Raw genomic sequence first — 14,668 nt, forward strand, 5'->3', positions numbered from 1 at the left:
CACCTTCTTAATCAATATATTCTCCGGTTGGAATAGGTGTTCCTTTACCTCCTTTTCTCAAAATATGAAGTTCTCCCGTGTTTTTATCCTTATAAATATCATGGTGGGAAATCGGTGCCTTCTTACCTAATACGTCTTTTTTTAGTTGGTGGGCATCAATTCCCTTCTTCTTAAGGTATTTGTCGTCAACTTTTTCAAGATTTTGCGCCATGTGATAGTGGTGCCAAACTTCGTACCCACCCCACACCGCGGTGACGCCTACTGCAGCCCAACCTATAACGGGTACCCATCCAGCAACGGCATCGAATCCCGCCAAATCTGCGAGTCCAGTTAACCCCAAGACCCCAGCCCCAAATTCACCAGTCGGATCCATCTCCATCACCGGGTTGTCATCGGCATAGGTATATTCGTTTATCGACCCACCTAGTGGGTCTTGGCTAATAAACCGCATCTGGGTCGGGGAGTAATACCTTGCATTCAGGTAATACATGCCAACTGCGTCATCCCAGCGGTAACCGGCATACCGATATGGGTTCGTCGATGCGAGCGTTCCAGAGCTGCTCAGAATATTTCCCCAAGCGTCATAGGTATATTGTGCCACGATATTTCCGCTTGCGTCGGTCAAAGCAACCACGTCGCCGTGACCGTTTTCCACGTAGTAGTACGTAGTACCTGTTCCACCGCTCCAAGTCGTAAGCGTCAACGGCTCGCCATTTGGTCCGTAGGTGTACGACTGGAGCAGATTGCCGTTTCCGTCTGTTTCGTAGGTTACCTGATCGGTCTCCCCCTGATAGAAAAACTTCGTGGTGTTCCCGCCCGCCGTTTCGCTCACTCGACGCCCCAGAGTATCGTAGGTGTACGTTGCAATGGGGCCGGAACTGTTGTCCACCTCTGTGAGTTCGCCAAGTTCATTCCATTTATAAGTGTTGGTGCCGTCGCTGGTAAGTTCGCCGTTCGGATCATACGTATACGCCTGGCTGCCCACGGCTGTGAGTTCATTATCCGCATTGTACGTATAATTGGTCGTCGTTGAGGTAGTGGAACCACTCGGCGTCACCGTTTTTGCTGTGATATTCCCCATTGGGTCGTATGTGTAGGCAATCGTATCTCCGCCTGGCGTAACTTCTTTTGTCAGGCGGTTCATCGCATCATAGCTGTACGACGCGATGGTCGACCCGTCCTGGCCGTTTATCACCTTGGTCAGGTTTCCATCCGCATCGTACGTGTACTCATAGTCCCCAACAGTGGAGCCGCTGCCGTTTTCGATGACAAGTGATTGCAAATGCAGGTCCCCGTCGTACTTAAACGCCTCTTTGAGTCCATCCCCGAGCACAATTGTGTCATTTAGGCCCTGCTCATTGTCATTGTAGGTCGCAAGCTTCGTACCGCTTCCGTTCGTGATGGATGTGACATCATCCTGATTGTCAAGATTGAAGTTCGTGGTGATGGTCGTGCCACCGATGGTCGCAGCAAGCGAAGTCAAAGCATTGTCCTTGTTATAGGTAAAGGACTGAGAACCCGTGCTATCCGTCTGGCTCGTGATATTCCCGTTCTTGTCGTAGCCAAGGGTGGTCGATCCGTTGCTGTTGCTGATCGATGTAAGGTCGCCGTCCGCATCGTAGGCAAACTGATTCACTGTCGTTCCATCCACGTTTACGGCAGTCTGTTCCCCTGCATGATCGTACGTTGCTCCGATGGTGTGCCCATCTGGCAGGGTTGTGCTGATCAGATTTCCATCGGCGTCATATGCATACGTAGTTTGATTTCCAAGTGCATCCGTAGATGCGGTCAGTTGATCTAGACTGTTGTACGTCGACGTATTGGTCGCATAGGTGGTACTGCCATCGCTCGAAGTTTCTTTCACTTGTGTGACATTGCCATCCCCGTCATACGTATACCCAACCTGCAGGTTATCTGGGGTAGACATTTGCGTGCTCAGGTTGTGATCTGAATCATACGTCAGCGATATCGAGTTTCCAATCGGATCGGTGACTTGCGTGACATCTCCAAATGGGTCATTCGAATACTGAGTCTTGTTCCCAAGCGGGTCGGTGGAAGACGTCATGAAATTCCCTGATGAATCATACCCATACGTACTCGTGCTCGGGTCGATGGAAAGGCGCATCTCGGCAAACCAGGTCTTTGCGTCGGACGGCGTGTTGCTGCTCGTTGGGGCAGTCATGAATTCCGGCATGATATATGTCGTGCCAGATGGCACAGTGTAATTTGCGGGAAGCGTAGCCGTCAGGTACTGCCACCCAAATGTACCGCTCTGGGCAGGCGAGTTCACACCGCCCAAGACCGTCGTTTTGTCAGAAGCCAGGAATTTCAAGTCGATATAGCTCCCGGTGGCGTCCAGCCCCTTCACAAGCCCGCCGATGGTGTACGTCTGACCTTTGACGTAAGGGATATACATATTGCTGTCACTAGGGTACATGCCGGCCCATGCGCTGCCGGGGACGATTCGTGCCACGTTTTGTAAGGGGCCAAAAGTCGTATCTGCAGTGGTGTGGTTCCCAACGTCCGTGCTGGAATTGGAAACGACGCTGACCGAACCCGTATATCCCCAATCGTAAAGGTCTCCGTTTGAGCTGTTGAAATCTCCGTTCAATATTGCGTTATACTGCGGCGCCAAGTCATAGCCGACGAGGTCCGCGGCGTCAAACTTGACATTATCCCCGGAACCTGGCTGCGTAACAATAATGGGCCGGTAGTACACCGCGCCCGAAGGGAAAGACACCTTCGGTGCCACCACAGTCAGTTGATACCATTCCCCGCCAACAGGAAGAACAGCGCCATCCACTTCGCCATCATAGTTGTCACTGCTGTCGTAGAAGTTGAACTTTACCCGTGTCGTTTTGGCTGCGGCGAGACTGCTGGCCTTCGCGTATACCTCAAACGCAAGTCCCGTCGATGTACTCGGCAAATCCGAGATGGGATAGGTTGCTGTTCCTGGATACAACGACACGCTGGACGCAGACGAAAGGTTGGACACTTCCCAGGATGACCCTCCGAACAATGCATCAGAGGACTGTGTATCCGTGTGGCTAGGTCCCTGCTCGGACCAATCCACAGGCAACCCGCCCGACCACTCTTCGACACTGTTGTTTTCGAGTAGATTGCTGGCAGTCGAGATGGGGTACGTACCCGAGGACACTGTCCCATTCGAATTGTAGCCCGCGCCTGCTGTCTGGTACTGCGGCGTCAGCGCCGTCGTCTGGTCATGGTTTTGGTCGTACTGGAACTGGTACTTGCCTCCGTTTGGCAGGGTGAGACTCGACACCTCATGGTCAACCGAACCGTACGCAGAGTCTGGATGTGAAACCTGCGTTGTATTCCCGTTGGGGTCCGTAACAGACGTGGGTTGCCCCCAGTCGTCGTATGCGTTTTTCGTCACATTGCCGAGCGGATCCGTCGCCTGCGTCACTTCACCAAACTCGTTGTATACGTAACTCCACTTCCGATCCAACCCACTTGGGTCGAGCACCTTCTGCGTTGTCAAGTGGTCATCGTCATACGTCCATTGCGTTTCGATACCCTGTGGATCAGTGAGCGTGACCGTACCATTGCCATAGCTCACGCTCTCGCTCTTACCCGATGGGTCGGTTTCACCCAAGACGCGGCCATTTGAGTCATAGGATATTGAATAGGTGTTTCCGTTTGGCGTGGTTACACTTGTCAATTCTCCACTTGTATCGCCGTACTTGGTCACGTTCCCTTTCGGATCCGTTACGGAGGCGAGATTATTATCCGAGTCGTATCCATAGTTCCATACTTCGTTTGTCGTACTGTTGGCCGCAAAGGAGACAGATGTCACCAGCCCAGACGAATTGTAGCTGAGCGTCGTCGAACGGCCACTGGCATCCTGGAGCGACGTTGGATTCCCGCTCGAGTCGCGGCTGATTGTCAGCTTGTTTCCGTTTTGATCCGTGATATCCGACAACAAATATTCTTGTGTACCACCGTTTGCTGTAAAGGCGGTCGTAAAGTCTTCCGTCGTATAATCGCTCAATTGAAGTGAATACCCCGTAACCGCCCCGTTGTTTTTCACCGCGGTAAGCGTGTCCGCCGTTAGACCAGGTGGAGACGCGTAGGTCCCGTCCGGTTGAGGCCAGAAAATGCTCGTACTTCCATCCGCTCCGATGAGATACGGCAGGTTATTGATTATGGCGATACTATTTGTCTGTAAACACCGACGCTTTCGCGACGTACTTCAACACGCCTACCCATACATCCTCCAATTAAGTTTGTAATTTTTTAACTTTTCAAAATACAACGGACGAAATCCATCTACGCCGCCGGCCATACATGCTGAATTGGCCACCTTATCCATTCTGTCAGGTAAGGTGGCCGCCTTCTATCCTTTTGCTCAAAAAAATGAATTCATCCGCTCATCCAACGGTACCCGACTCCCGAGTCCCCACAAACCATCGTGCCCTACTCAGCCTGTCCATCCTCCACGTGGTAGAACGTGCCGACGTTCGGATAGTCTCCCCACGCCGGGAGCTGAGCGACCCACTCCACACCATGCCGCACCAGCATATTGAGGGGGCTGAGTCGTCGTTCCTGGGCGTGTCCGTCCGTCCACAGCCACCGTTCAATGTGGCGCAGCTGCTGCAAGGCCGCTTCATGGCGCTGTTCGAACAGCCGCCGCACCTTCGATTCCAATTTGCGGATCCCGGCCAATTCCCGATCGGCTTGCGCCGTCGCCATGGTCCGCACCTGCGGCCCCAGTTCCCCGATACGTGCAGCAAAATCATCCCACCGACGCACAGTCTCCTCACGCATTCGTTCGAGTTCCGCCTGAATCGACGCAAAGCCGAGATCTTTCAGCCGCGGGCTCACCAAGTCTGTCGGCCCCGTCAAACGCGCTGCGTCGACATGCCATTTTGCCATGTTCCGCAGCACACTTGCCGGGTACCACGTCATCCGCTGGCGCAGCAAGAGCGGCGGCAGTTCCCGCCCATGCACATGAAAGACGGCCCGCGACAGGGCGTGGTAGGCGATTTCAGCAGGTCCCCCCACGTAAGCCAGGGTCGGCAGCAGGAAGTCCTGGACCACCGGGCGCAGCAAGACATTCGAACTGAACGCGTCAGGCGATTCTTCGGCGATTTGCTGCCACACCTCGACCGGCTTGGACAAACCCGCGCCCCGCACCCGCAAGCGCCCTGGCCCATCGGTCTCGAGCACGAACCGTTTCCCGTCCTGGACATAAAACAAGGTTGCGTTCTCGCGGTCACGCACAACGGCGGGTTCGACCCCCATGGCCTGAACGTCAGCGTAGGCGGCTTCCAGCGCTGCTTGCACGTCGTCCACCCGTTCCATCGCCGTCCGCCACACCGGCCGCACCAGGGCGCGCAGCGCTGGCAAACACGGGTCGAGCATGACCAGCCCGAAGGACTGAAACAGTTCCGCCATCACGCGGGCGAACCACATCGAAAGGCTGTCCCCCGCGGTCCACGCTGCCCGAAACATGCGCAGCACCTCGGACTTCATTGGTCCCTCCGGAACCACTCGGTAGGCTTCCTGAATCACAGCGTCGACGTCTTCCTGCAGCAGGGCATGATGATATACCATTTGATGCGCCTGGGGGTCCCGCGGCCATTGAATGCGCTGCACCCCGTCCTGTGCGTCGAGGACGTAGGCGTGGTTCACTTCCGCCCAGTCGTGATCTTCCGAGGCAACCCAGAAGATGGGCACGACCGGCCGCTGCAATTCCCGCGTCAGCCGCTCCGCCAAGCCAACGGCAGACAACGCCTTGTAAATGGCGTAGAGCGGGCCGGTGAAAAGCCCCGCCTGCTGCCCCGTGACCACAGCAACGGCACGCGCATCCCGAAGCTGTTCCAATCGGTCCAAGGCTGCGCCGGACGCCCCAATCGCTTCCAGATGTGGACGCAGCGCCGCCACCAGGGCAGCCCGGTGTTCCTGCGTAAACAACGGCGCGATTCGGTTCGCCCGCGCCTCATACGTCTCCAATTTGTGTGGATCTTGACCATCATATAAATGAGCGACCCTGTCGAACGCGGTCGTGTGCAAATCCGCTAGTTCGTTGCCGGTCGGTTCGATTCGTGCCGTCCATTTCACCCAGAAACAACCCCTTTAAATGCGTGGGCATCCGACGACTATGTTACCGATCGTACTTTCGAAAGTAAAGCGAGCACGCGCCAGTCCGTCATCCGATGCGGCACACGCCCTGCCCCCATCCCTCGGTCCAGTTGTCTTCGCTGCCAAAGAAACCGCAGTCTCCATCCACCAGACTGCGGCTCCTCGCATCTTCCCTATGACCCTTTTCGAACACGCACTGTCACCGCATCAAACTGGGTACACGGGATGCTTCCGGCGCGTGAACGTGAGGTTCTTCGATTCATAAGCGGCCAGGCGCTTGACCAGTTCCTCGCGCAGGTCGTTCGGCTGAATGATGCCGTCGATGACCATCTCCGAGGCCAATCGATAGACGTCGATGTCCTGCTGATACTCCGCGCGCTTCTGGGCAACAAACGCAGGACGCTCCGCTTCCGGCAGCTCCGCAATCTTGTTGCTGTACACCGCGTTCACGGCCGCCTCCGGCCCCATCACGGCAATCTGCGCCGTCGGGAATGCCAGGCAGCAGTCCGGCTCAAACGCAGGCCCCGCCATCGCATACAACCCCGCGCCGTACGCTTTGCGGACGATGATGCTGATTTTCGGCACCGCCGCCTCCGACATGGCGGCGATGAGCTTGGCGCCGTGCCGGATGATGCCCGCGCGCTCCACCGCGGTGCCAATCATGAAGCCCGGCACATCGGCCAGAAACACCAGCGGAATGGCGAACGCATCACACAGACTGATAAACCGCGCTGCCTTGTCTGCCGAGTCGACGAACAGCACCCCGCCTTTGTAGCGCGGCTGGTTGGCGATGATGCCCACCGGCTTGCCGTCGATGCGCGCGAGTCCGGTCAAAATCTCCTGGGCAAACAGCTTCTTGATTTCGTACCACGAGCCTTCGTCCACGACACGCAGAATCAAATCCAGCATGTTGAAGGGCGCGTTTTGATTCGCCGGCACGATGTCCTCAATCGTCTTGTCGAACACAGCCGCCGGACGCGCTTCTGTCCGCGGCGGCCGCTGCTGGTAGTTGTCGGGCATATAGCTGAGATAACGGCGTGCCGACTCGATGGCCTCCTCCTCCGTCTTCACCAGCACATCGCCGCAGCCGCTGACCGTGCAGTGCATGCGCGCGCCGCCCATCTCTTCCAGCGTTACCTTCTCACCAATCACCATTTCCGCCATGCGGGGTGAACCGAGGTACATGCTGGCGTTCTTCTCCACCATGATGACAATGTCGCAAAACGCCGGAATGTACGCCCCGCCCGCCGCGGACGGTCCAAACAACACGCACACCTGCGGAATCTGGCCGGATAGCTTGACTTCGTTGTAGAAGATGCGCCCTGCGCCGCGCCGCCCAGGAAACATCTCAATTTGGTCGGTAATGCGGGCGCCGGCCGAGTCCACCAGGTATACCAGCGGGATCTGCAGCTTCTCCGCCGTCTCCTGGATGCGGATGATTTTTTCGACCGTGCGGGCACCCCAACTCCCCGCTTTGACCGTGCTGTCGTTCGCCATGACCGCGACAGGCCGGCCGTGGATCCGCCCGATGGCCGTCACCACCCCGTCCGCCGGCAAGCCGTCTGCCATGCAGTTGGCAAACAGCCCGTCCTCCAGTTCGACGTCGTCGTCAAACAACAACCGCAGCCGGTCGCGGACAAACAATTTCCCTGCTTCTGCATTCTTCTCGTGATACTTCGGCGCGCCGCCAGCCATGGCGCGCTGACGAGCCTGTTCCAGTCGTTCGTTGCTCATGTTCGCACTCCTATCTCCCTTTGAACACGGGTTTCCGCTTTTCCGCAAACGCCTGCAGCGCTTCCACGCGGTCTTCCGTAGGAATGACCAGTTCGTACGCTTTGCCCTCGATGGCAAGCCCCGCTTCCAGACCCACGTCGAATCCCTTGTCAATGGCGAACTTCGCCTGACGCACCGCCACCGGGCCGTTCTGCGCGATTTCGGCAGCGAGCGCCCGTGCAGCCGGAAGGAGTTCATCATCGGCCGCGACCTGATTGACCAGGCCAATCGCCAGCGCGGTCTGTGCGTCGATCCGCCTTGCCGTGTAAATCAATTCTTTCGCTTTCGCGAGGCCAATCAACCGCGGCAGCCGCTGCGTGCCGCCCGCCCCCGGAATGATGGCGAGCCCGGTCTCCGTCAGCCCCATTTTGGCCGACGCGGCCGCGATGCGAAGGTCACACGCCAACGCCAGTTCCGTGCCCCCGCCGAACGCGACGCCGTTGACAGCCGCTATGGTCGGCATCGGCAGCGCCGCAATGGACTCAACCACACTGCGAATCCGTGCCACGGCCTGGCGCACCTGCACTTCCGGCATACCCCGCCGCTCCTTCAAATCCGCGCCTGCGCAGAACGCCTTGCTGCCTGCGCCGGTGAGAATGACAGCCCGCACGTCGGGCCGAAAGTGTAAATCGTACACCGCGCCGTGCAGCGCCTGCAGCAGTGCCTGTGACAGTGCGTTGGCACTTTCCGGTCGATTCAGGGTGAGCGTCACCACCCCGTCCGCTTCCTCGACCCGCACCAGGTCGTTCGTTCCCCCAGCTTCACTCATGGTTTCGTGCACCCCTCCGTCTGTCCTCGGTTCACGGCACGCGCATGGCTCGGCAGCTCCTTGCCCAGCACCCCTTCCAGCCACGCGGCCGTCTCGTCGACTTTCTCCCGGTCGATCCCGGTGGTTATCCCCATCTTGTCCAGCAGATACAGCACGTCGTCGGTCGCCACGTTGCCGGACGCGCCCGGCGCATACGGGCAGCCGCCCAGCCCGCCGATGGACGCGTCGAAAATCGTGACGCCGGCCGCCATCCCGGCCATGATGTTGGCGATGGCGGTCCCGCGCGTATCGTGAAAGTGCAGCGCAATCTTCGACAACGGGACGCGTTTTGCCAGGGCCTCCACGACCTCTGTGACCTGGGTGGGCACCGCGACACCAATCGTGTCCCCGAGGGAGAGTTCATCGACGCCCATGTCGAGCAAGCGCTCGCTCACTTCCAATACTTGCGAAATCGGCACATGGCCTTCATAGGGACAGCCGAAAACGGTCGAGACATAGCCGCGGACCGGCAGCCCGGCCGCCTTCGCACCCTCGACGACGGGGCGCAGCACCGGATACGTTTCTGCGATCGACTTGTTGATGTTTTTCTGATTGTGCGATTCGCTCGCGGACATGAACACATTGACGGCGTCGACCTTCGCGCGAAACGCGCGCTCGAGTCCGCGTTCGTTCGGCACCAGCGCACTGTACGACACGCCAGGCTTACGGTCAATGGCGGCCAGCACCGCATCGGCGTCGGCGAGCGCCGGGATCCACTTCGGATGCACGAATGACGTGACTTCGATGTGGCGAAAGCCCGCAGCCGTGAGCCGGTTGACCAGTTCGACCTTGTCTTCCGTCGAAACCACGCGCGACTCGTTTTGCAGCCCGTCGCGCGGCCCAACTTCCTTCAACATGACTTCGGAGGGCAGGTTCATCCTTCCTCCACTTCCAGGAGCGTATCCCCTTCGTTCACGAAGTCGCCAGGATTCGCATGAACAACGGTCACCTTGCCAGCCGCCTCGGATGCGACGGGCACTTCCATCTTCATCGACTCGAGAATCACCACATCCTGGTCAGCTGCGATTTGCTCGCCTTCCGACACCAGGACCTGCAGCACCGTTCCTGCCATTGTCGCCATAATTTTCGCCATGGTTCTCTTCTCCTTTTTGAAGCGGCGCCCATGATGGGACACGCACCTTATGCCTTCTGAAAAATGTACTTGTCAAGAAAGTCTGTCGTTGTCTTGCCCTCGGCAAACGCCTCCGAAGCAATGATGCGCTGGAGCAGCGGCAAGTTCGTCTTGATGCCCTCCACCTCGTAGCTGGCGAGTGCCCGAAGCAGTCGTTCGGTCGCTTCCTCGCGTGTGCTGCCGTGGGCAATCAGTTTGCCAATCATCGGATCGTAGAAGGGCGTCACCTCCGAGCCGCTCGCCACCGCGACGTCGTTGCGAATCCCTTCGCCTTCCGGCAGCACCAAGCGGGAAATGGTGCCGGGCGAGGGCAGCATCTTCTCCGGGTCCTCGGCATAGACGCGCACTTCAATGGCGTGTCCGTCGCGGCGCACGTCCTGCTGGGCGAACGCCAGCGGCTCCCCGCTCGCGATGCGCAGCTGCCATTCGACCAAATCGAGTCCAGTGACCATCTCCGTCACAGGGTGTTCCACCTGCAGGCGCGTGTTCATTTCAAGGAAGTAAAAGCTGCGGTCGGCGTCCACCAAAAACTCGACCGTGCCTGCGTTGACATACCCAATCGCGCGGCCGGCCGCCAGCGCGGCTTCGCCCATGCGCGTACGCAGCGCCTCGTCCACAAAGGGAGACAGCGCCTCTTCAACCACTTTCTGATGCCGGCGCTGAATGGAGCATTCGCGCTCCCACAGGAAGACACCGTTTCCATGCCCGTCAAACAAGACCTGGATTTCCACATGCCGCGGCGACACAATGCGCTTCTCGAGAAACATTTCACCGCTGCCGAAGTACGCCTTGGCACGCGCCTGGTTGGACGCGAACGCCCGCACGAGTTCTTCGTCCGAGCGGACTTCCTGCATCCCGATGCCGCCACCGCCCGCAGATGCCTTCAGCATCACGGGATAGCCAATTCCCTGCGCCAATTCAACGGCCGCGTCCACACTGGGCACAGGCCCATCCGACCCCGTCACGATGGGAACACCCGCCGCCCGCATCGTCTCCCGCGCCTGCACCTTGCTGCCCATCGCAGCGATTGCCTCGGGAGACGGCCCCACGAACACCAGGCCCGCTTCCTGACAAGCTTTCGCAAACACCGCGTTTTCGCTCAGCAGCCCATACCCCGGGTGCACGGCATCTGCCCCGGTCTGCCGAGCGGCCTCGACAATCGCTTCGATTTGCAGGTAACTCTGTGCAACCGGCGGCGGCCCAATTCGCACGGATTCGTCCGCTTCCTGGACGTGAAGCGCTTTCACATCAGCGTCCGAGTACACGGCGACTGTCGCGATGCCCATCCGTCGGCACGTCCGAATGACCCGCCTGGCAATCTCTCCCCGGTTGGCAATCAACAGCTTCCGAATCATAGACTCCCTTCCTCTCCCAGTCGGTCAGCGCCGACAAGGACGGCTGCCTTGTCAGGACGCTCGCAAGCCTGTGATTCCATCGTATTTAGGGTACCAGAGGCCGTTCCTGTTTGCAAAAGGGACTTCCGCAACTGTGATTTTTCCGGGACTTATGCTAGAATAGGCGCTTGAGCGCAAAAGGAAAGACGAGGTTGCTGCCGGATGTCTGAACCCTTTTTCTCCACCACACGTCCGTTGTTCGGACAAGTTGCCGTTGTGACCGGGGCCTCCCGGGGCATCGGACGTTCCATCGCGATCGCGCTGGCACGCGCTGGCGCGCACGTGGTCGTCAACTATCGGCAATCGAAAGACGCAGCGGATGCTGTGGTCGACACCTGCCGGGCTGTGGGCAGCCGGGCCATTGCCGTGCAGGCGGACGTCACGGTTCCGGAAGACGTCACCAACCTGATGGTGATGGCGACGTCGCTGGGCGTCCCGCGCATTCTCATCAACAACGCGGGCATCTCGAAGGCCAGTCTGCTGCTGGAGACGAGCCTCGAAGACTGGAATGCGCTGGTAAAGAGCAATCTGACCGCCTCCTTTCTGTGCGCGAAAGCAGTCCTTCCGTATATGCTGCGTGCAGAGTACGGACGTATCATCAACATTTCATCCATCTGGGGCATCGCAGGTGGGTCGTACGAAGTTGCGTACTCTGCCTCCAAGGGTGGGCTGATTGCCTTCACGAAGGCCCTCGCTAAGGAAGTCGGACGCAACGGCGTAACGGTGAACTGTGTGGCGCCAGGTGCCATTGAAACGGATATGCTGCAAACCCTGACCTCGGACGAGCGCAGCGCCCTGGCGCAGGAAACCCCCGTCGGACGCCTCGGTACGCCGGAAGATGTGGCGCACACCGTGCTGTTTCTGGCTTCTCCCAGTGCGTCGTTTATGACCGGTCAGGTGATTAGCCCAAACGGCGGCCTCGTGATTTAACTCGTGATTGAATTGGCACATCCATAGGCGTACGCCGAATCTCCCGCCTTCAGGAACACTCGCCCTGTCTTGCCGGTGTGTGTTTGCATTGAGTAAAGAGAGCACCACGGCAACTGACAGGGGTCAGCCGCCGCACACGGCTGCCCCTGTGCTGTCGCGGGAGGGATGTGACATGAAGCGGACGAAGTCTCGTACGCGGCGCCAACCTGCAAAGGTCATCCACCACGCTTCGAAATCCGCTCGCCGCCGCGCCGCGCGCTGCCTCAATCGACAGCTTCAAACGGAAATCCGCAAGGAAGCCAAAGCCCTCGGACTGACTTCCGGCGAGTATCTGCGGCTGCTCATTGCGCTGTCCAAATCACTGCGCAAGGGGTTGCTTCAAGAACAGACCTTCGATGCAAGAGCGCTCCTGCAGCTCGCAGAGAGCCCGCTGTTCGCAACCCTGATACAATACGTCGCCCAGAGCGCAAGCACTATGGTGACACAGGATGCGGACGAGGAGTCCCCCTCCGCAGAGGCACGGAAGCCTTCAGAGGCACCACCGCCGCCTTCACAGCCGCCTTCGAGCCCGTCGGAGCCGTGGGCAGCCCGGAGCCCCGCCCCCCCACACACGCGCCCGGCCGCGCCGATGCAGCCACCCTGGTGGGATGCGTGGTAAGTCCCGTCAGGTGGATTGCACGGGCTTGGACTGGATGCCGAACCGCCGTACTTGGAGCTGAACCTGTACGTTGATGTTCGCACTCGACAACTGCTGCTCCCAAGGGTATTGCGCGAACGCCGAGTACGTTGCAAACCGGCCGCGAACATAGCGGGAGATGGGTACCACGTCGACCCCATCGTCATGCGACAAATGGGTCACCAACGTGCTCAGTTCCTTGGAGAGTGCCTGATCGACCGTTCGCTGCAGCTTGGTTCGTGCGGCGGGGAGGTCGTAGTTCGTCGTGACCTGGGTGCTGATTAAATCACCTTCCAAGGGGATCACGACCGAGATCTGCATAGGCCGGGTCAACTGAACGTTCACCTCAGGCGCGCGTTCGCGCCGAATCGTCAGCCCAACCGTTTCATTCTTGTTGTACGGGTCGGGAAACGTGTATTTCGCACGGCTGAGCCTGCCCTGCAGCATGCGCAGGTCCATGACCTGGCGACCGTTGAGTTCATCAACCTGTTTGTCTTTGCGGAACACAGCAGCCCCAGACCACTCCACAGGATTCCCGCCTGCGCGGGAGATACTGCCGGCCGTATAGCTTAAGCCGCCGCTGGGCAGAGACGACCCGCTGGACGACGCGGCCGTCTGGTTGATGGCACACAATGGAACAATCGGATCCTCATGCGCGTCTTCCAAACGCCGCAGAAAGTCGTGCAACTGCGTGACAGGAATCAAATTGCTGCGACGCCCGACATCTGCGATGTCGTCCGCCCAACGACTGGTCGACTTCTCCAGGACAGGGGCGTTCGCCGCGAGAATGTCCCGCGCGTTGCCCTCACTGACCGCGACGAACGTGGTTCTTCGAAACTCCCGGTAGCGAACCAGCGGGCGAATCTCCGGGTCGAGTCCATGCTTAGCCATCGACGAGCTGAAGAGAATCAACGACAAGTGGGAAAGCGTGAGTGTCCGTTCCACACTGGAGTTGGCAAGCTGCATGGCTTCGGTGATACTGTGTGCCCGAAACGTGATGGGTCCCTTACTCGCGGTCGGCTGATTGCCCGCGTCTCCCCCGCCGCCGCCGTTTGGATTGACAGGCAGCGAGATGAGAAAACTGCAATCCACCATGTTGCCCGGTGCCTTGTCTACACCGAGCGCCACGACAAACGCCTGCTGTTCAAGTTCCATGCGGTCAAAGCATCCGGTCGTCAGAAAGCTCAATGCACACATTGCAGCAATGCCGACGACCTGTCTGCGGCGTCCCCACAATCTCAATCCGTTCACCTGCCCCAGGGTAGCTTCCCACCAGGGCTGGGACATCATACAAGCTTCTGTGCCAGACATGGTTTCATGGTAGTATGATTGGGAGACGGGGGGAGGAAACTTGGCGATGCATGTGCTGGTCGAACGGCTGAATATCAACTACAAAACACTGGAAGAGTTCAGGAAGTTTCGGGAAAACGGCCTCGAAGAGCTGTCGATGCTGGAGGACCTGCAGGCCAATCTCATCGAGGACAACAGCAGTTCACCCTTTTACGGGATTTATCATGATGGCAAGTTGGTCGCGCGGATGAGCCTGTACCCCATCGAGGCGCGCTTTGACCGCTACTTCACCCCGCCGCGCGACCACTATGAACTCTGGAAACTGGAAGTCCTGCCAGGATACAAAGGACGCGGGTACGGGCGGGCGCTCGTCAACCACGCGAAATCCCTGGGCCGTCCCATCAAGACCAATGTCCGATACGGCGCTCAGGACTTCTTTGTCAAGCTCGGCTTCCGACCGCTGAAATACAGTCCGACCCGAGACCGGGGGGAAAACCCGTACGTTTGGATCCCCCAGGAGCAAACGGAGGAGGACGCCACCCGCCTGCGGTAAGCCGGCG

The 14,668-nt window shown here is 58.7% G+C and carries 11 protein-coding genes; 3 read left to right on the plus strand and 8 right to left on the minus strand.

Annotated elements, in window-relative coordinates; genetic code table 11:
• Positions 1-7 precede the first annotated feature (7 nt).
• From JI721_RS01110 to JI721_RS01140, 7 genes are all read right to left on the minus strand, one after another.
• Positions 8-4,012 carry an RHS repeat-associated core domain-containing protein gene (locus JI721_RS01110; protein WP_274456250.1) on the minus strand — a complete coding sequence of 1,335 codons (4,005 nt, stop codon included), beginning with the start codon at positions 4,010-4,012 and terminating at the stop codon, positions 8-10.
• Positions 4,013-4,437: 425 nt separating this feature from the next.
• Positions 4,438-6,084, minus strand: coding sequence for a bacillithiol biosynthesis cysteine-adding enzyme BshC (gene bshC / locus JI721_RS01115; RefSeq protein WP_274456251.1), 1,647 nt, complete (start codon positions 6,082-6,084; stop codon positions 4,438-4,440).
• A 228-nt stretch (positions 6,085-6,312) separates the two neighbouring features.
• Positions 6,313-7,839 (minus strand): acyl-CoA carboxylase subunit beta, encoded by a 1,527-nt coding sequence (locus JI721_RS01120; RefSeq protein ID WP_274456252.1) that lies wholly within the window; start codon positions 7,837-7,839, stop codon positions 6,313-6,315.
• A 10-nt stretch (positions 7,840-7,849) separates the two neighbouring features.
• Positions 7,850-8,647, minus strand: a complete 798-nt coding sequence (locus tag JI721_RS01125) for an enoyl-CoA hydratase (protein WP_274456253.1) — start codon at positions 8,645-8,647, stop codon at positions 7,850-7,852.
• Positions 8,644-9,564, minus strand: a complete 921-nt coding sequence (locus JI721_RS01130) for a hydroxymethylglutaryl-CoA lyase (RefSeq protein WP_274456254.1) — start codon at positions 9,562-9,564, stop codon at positions 8,644-8,646. The genes JI721_RS01125 and JI721_RS01130 overlap by 4 nt, the downstream gene beginning before the upstream one ends.
• A complete protein-coding gene (locus tag JI721_RS01135; RefSeq protein ID WP_274456255.1) occupies positions 9,561-9,779 on the minus strand; it encodes an acetyl-CoA carboxylase biotin carboxyl carrier protein subunit in 219 nt (72 codons plus the stop codon). Before JI721_RS01135 ends, JI721_RS01130 begins: the two co-directional genes overlap by 4 nt.
• A 47-nt stretch (positions 9,780-9,826) precedes the next feature.
• Positions 9,827-11,173 carry an acetyl-CoA carboxylase biotin carboxylase subunit gene (locus tag JI721_RS01140; RefSeq protein WP_274456256.1) on the minus strand — a complete coding sequence of 449 codons (1,347 nt, stop codon included), beginning with the start codon at positions 11,171-11,173 and terminating at the stop codon, positions 9,827-9,829.
• Between the two features lie 201 nt (positions 11,174-11,374).
• On the opposite strand from JI721_RS01140, the gene ymfI reads away from it, so the two are divergent.
• A complete protein-coding gene (ymfI, locus tag JI721_RS01145; RefSeq protein ID WP_274456257.1) occupies positions 11,375-12,142 on the plus strand; it encodes an elongation factor P 5-aminopentanone reductase in 768 nt (255 codons plus the stop codon).
• A 172-nt stretch (positions 12,143-12,314) separates the two neighbouring features.
• On the plus strand, positions 12,315-12,800 hold the full coding sequence (locus JI721_RS01150) for a hypothetical protein (protein ID WP_274456258.1): 486 nt from the start codon (positions 12,315-12,317) through the stop codon (positions 12,798-12,800).
• A 6-nt stretch (positions 12,801-12,806) separates the two neighbouring features.
• Here the strand turns inward: JI721_RS01150 and JI721_RS01155 are convergent, their stop codons facing one another.
• Entirely contained in the window at positions 12,807-14,060 is a 1,254-nt protein-coding gene (locus JI721_RS01155; protein ID WP_274456259.1) for a Ger(x)C family spore germination protein, read from the minus strand.
• Positions 14,061-14,175: 115 nt separating this feature from the next.
• On the opposite strand from JI721_RS01155, the gene JI721_RS01160 reads away from it, so the two are divergent.
• Positions 14,176-14,661: an N-acetyltransferase gene (locus tag JI721_RS01160; protein ID WP_274457590.1), complete on the plus strand. Its 486-nt coding sequence runs from the start codon at positions 14,176-14,178 to the stop codon at positions 14,659-14,661.
• Positions 14,662-14,668 lie beyond the last annotated feature (7 nt).

It is taken from the genome of Alicyclobacillus cycloheptanicus, from assembly GCF_028751525.1.
GTDB classification, from domain to species: Bacteria; Bacillota; Bacilli; order Alicyclobacillales; family Alicyclobacillaceae; genus Alicyclobacillus_L; species Alicyclobacillus_L cycloheptanicus.

Excerpts from the sequence above, each read along its gene's own strand:
- JI721_RS01120 (WP_274456252.1), bottom strand. The coding sequence starts at position 7,839 with ATGAGCAACGAACGACTGGAACAGGCTCGTCAGCGCGCCATGGCTGGC.
- JI721_RS01125 (WP_274456253.1), bottom strand. The coding sequence starts at position 8,647 with ATGAGTGAAGCTGGGGGAACGAACGACCTGGTGCGGGTCGAGGAAGCG.
- JI721_RS01130 (WP_274456254.1), bottom strand. The coding sequence starts at position 9,564 with ATGAACCTGCCCTCCGAAGTCATGTTGAAGGAAGTTGGGCCGCGCGAC.
- JI721_RS01135 (WP_274456255.1), bottom strand. The coding sequence starts at position 9,779 with ATGGCGAAAATTATGGCGACAATGGCAGGAACGGTGCTGCAGGTCCTG.
- JI721_RS01140 (WP_274456256.1), bottom strand. The coding sequence starts at position 11,173 with ATGATTCGGAAGCTGTTGATTGCCAACCGGGGAGAGATTGCCAGGCGG.
- ymfI (WP_274456257.1), top strand. The coding sequence starts at position 11,375 with ATGTCTGAACCCTTTTTCTCCACCACACGTCCGTTGTTCGGACAAGTT.
- JI721_RS01150 (WP_274456258.1), top strand. The coding sequence starts at position 12,315 with ATGAAGCGGACGAAGTCTCGTACGCGGCGCCAACCTGCAAAGGTCATC.
- JI721_RS01160 (WP_274457590.1), top strand. The coding sequence starts at position 14,176 with ATGCATGTGCTGGTCGAACGGCTGAATATCAACTACAAAACACTGGAA.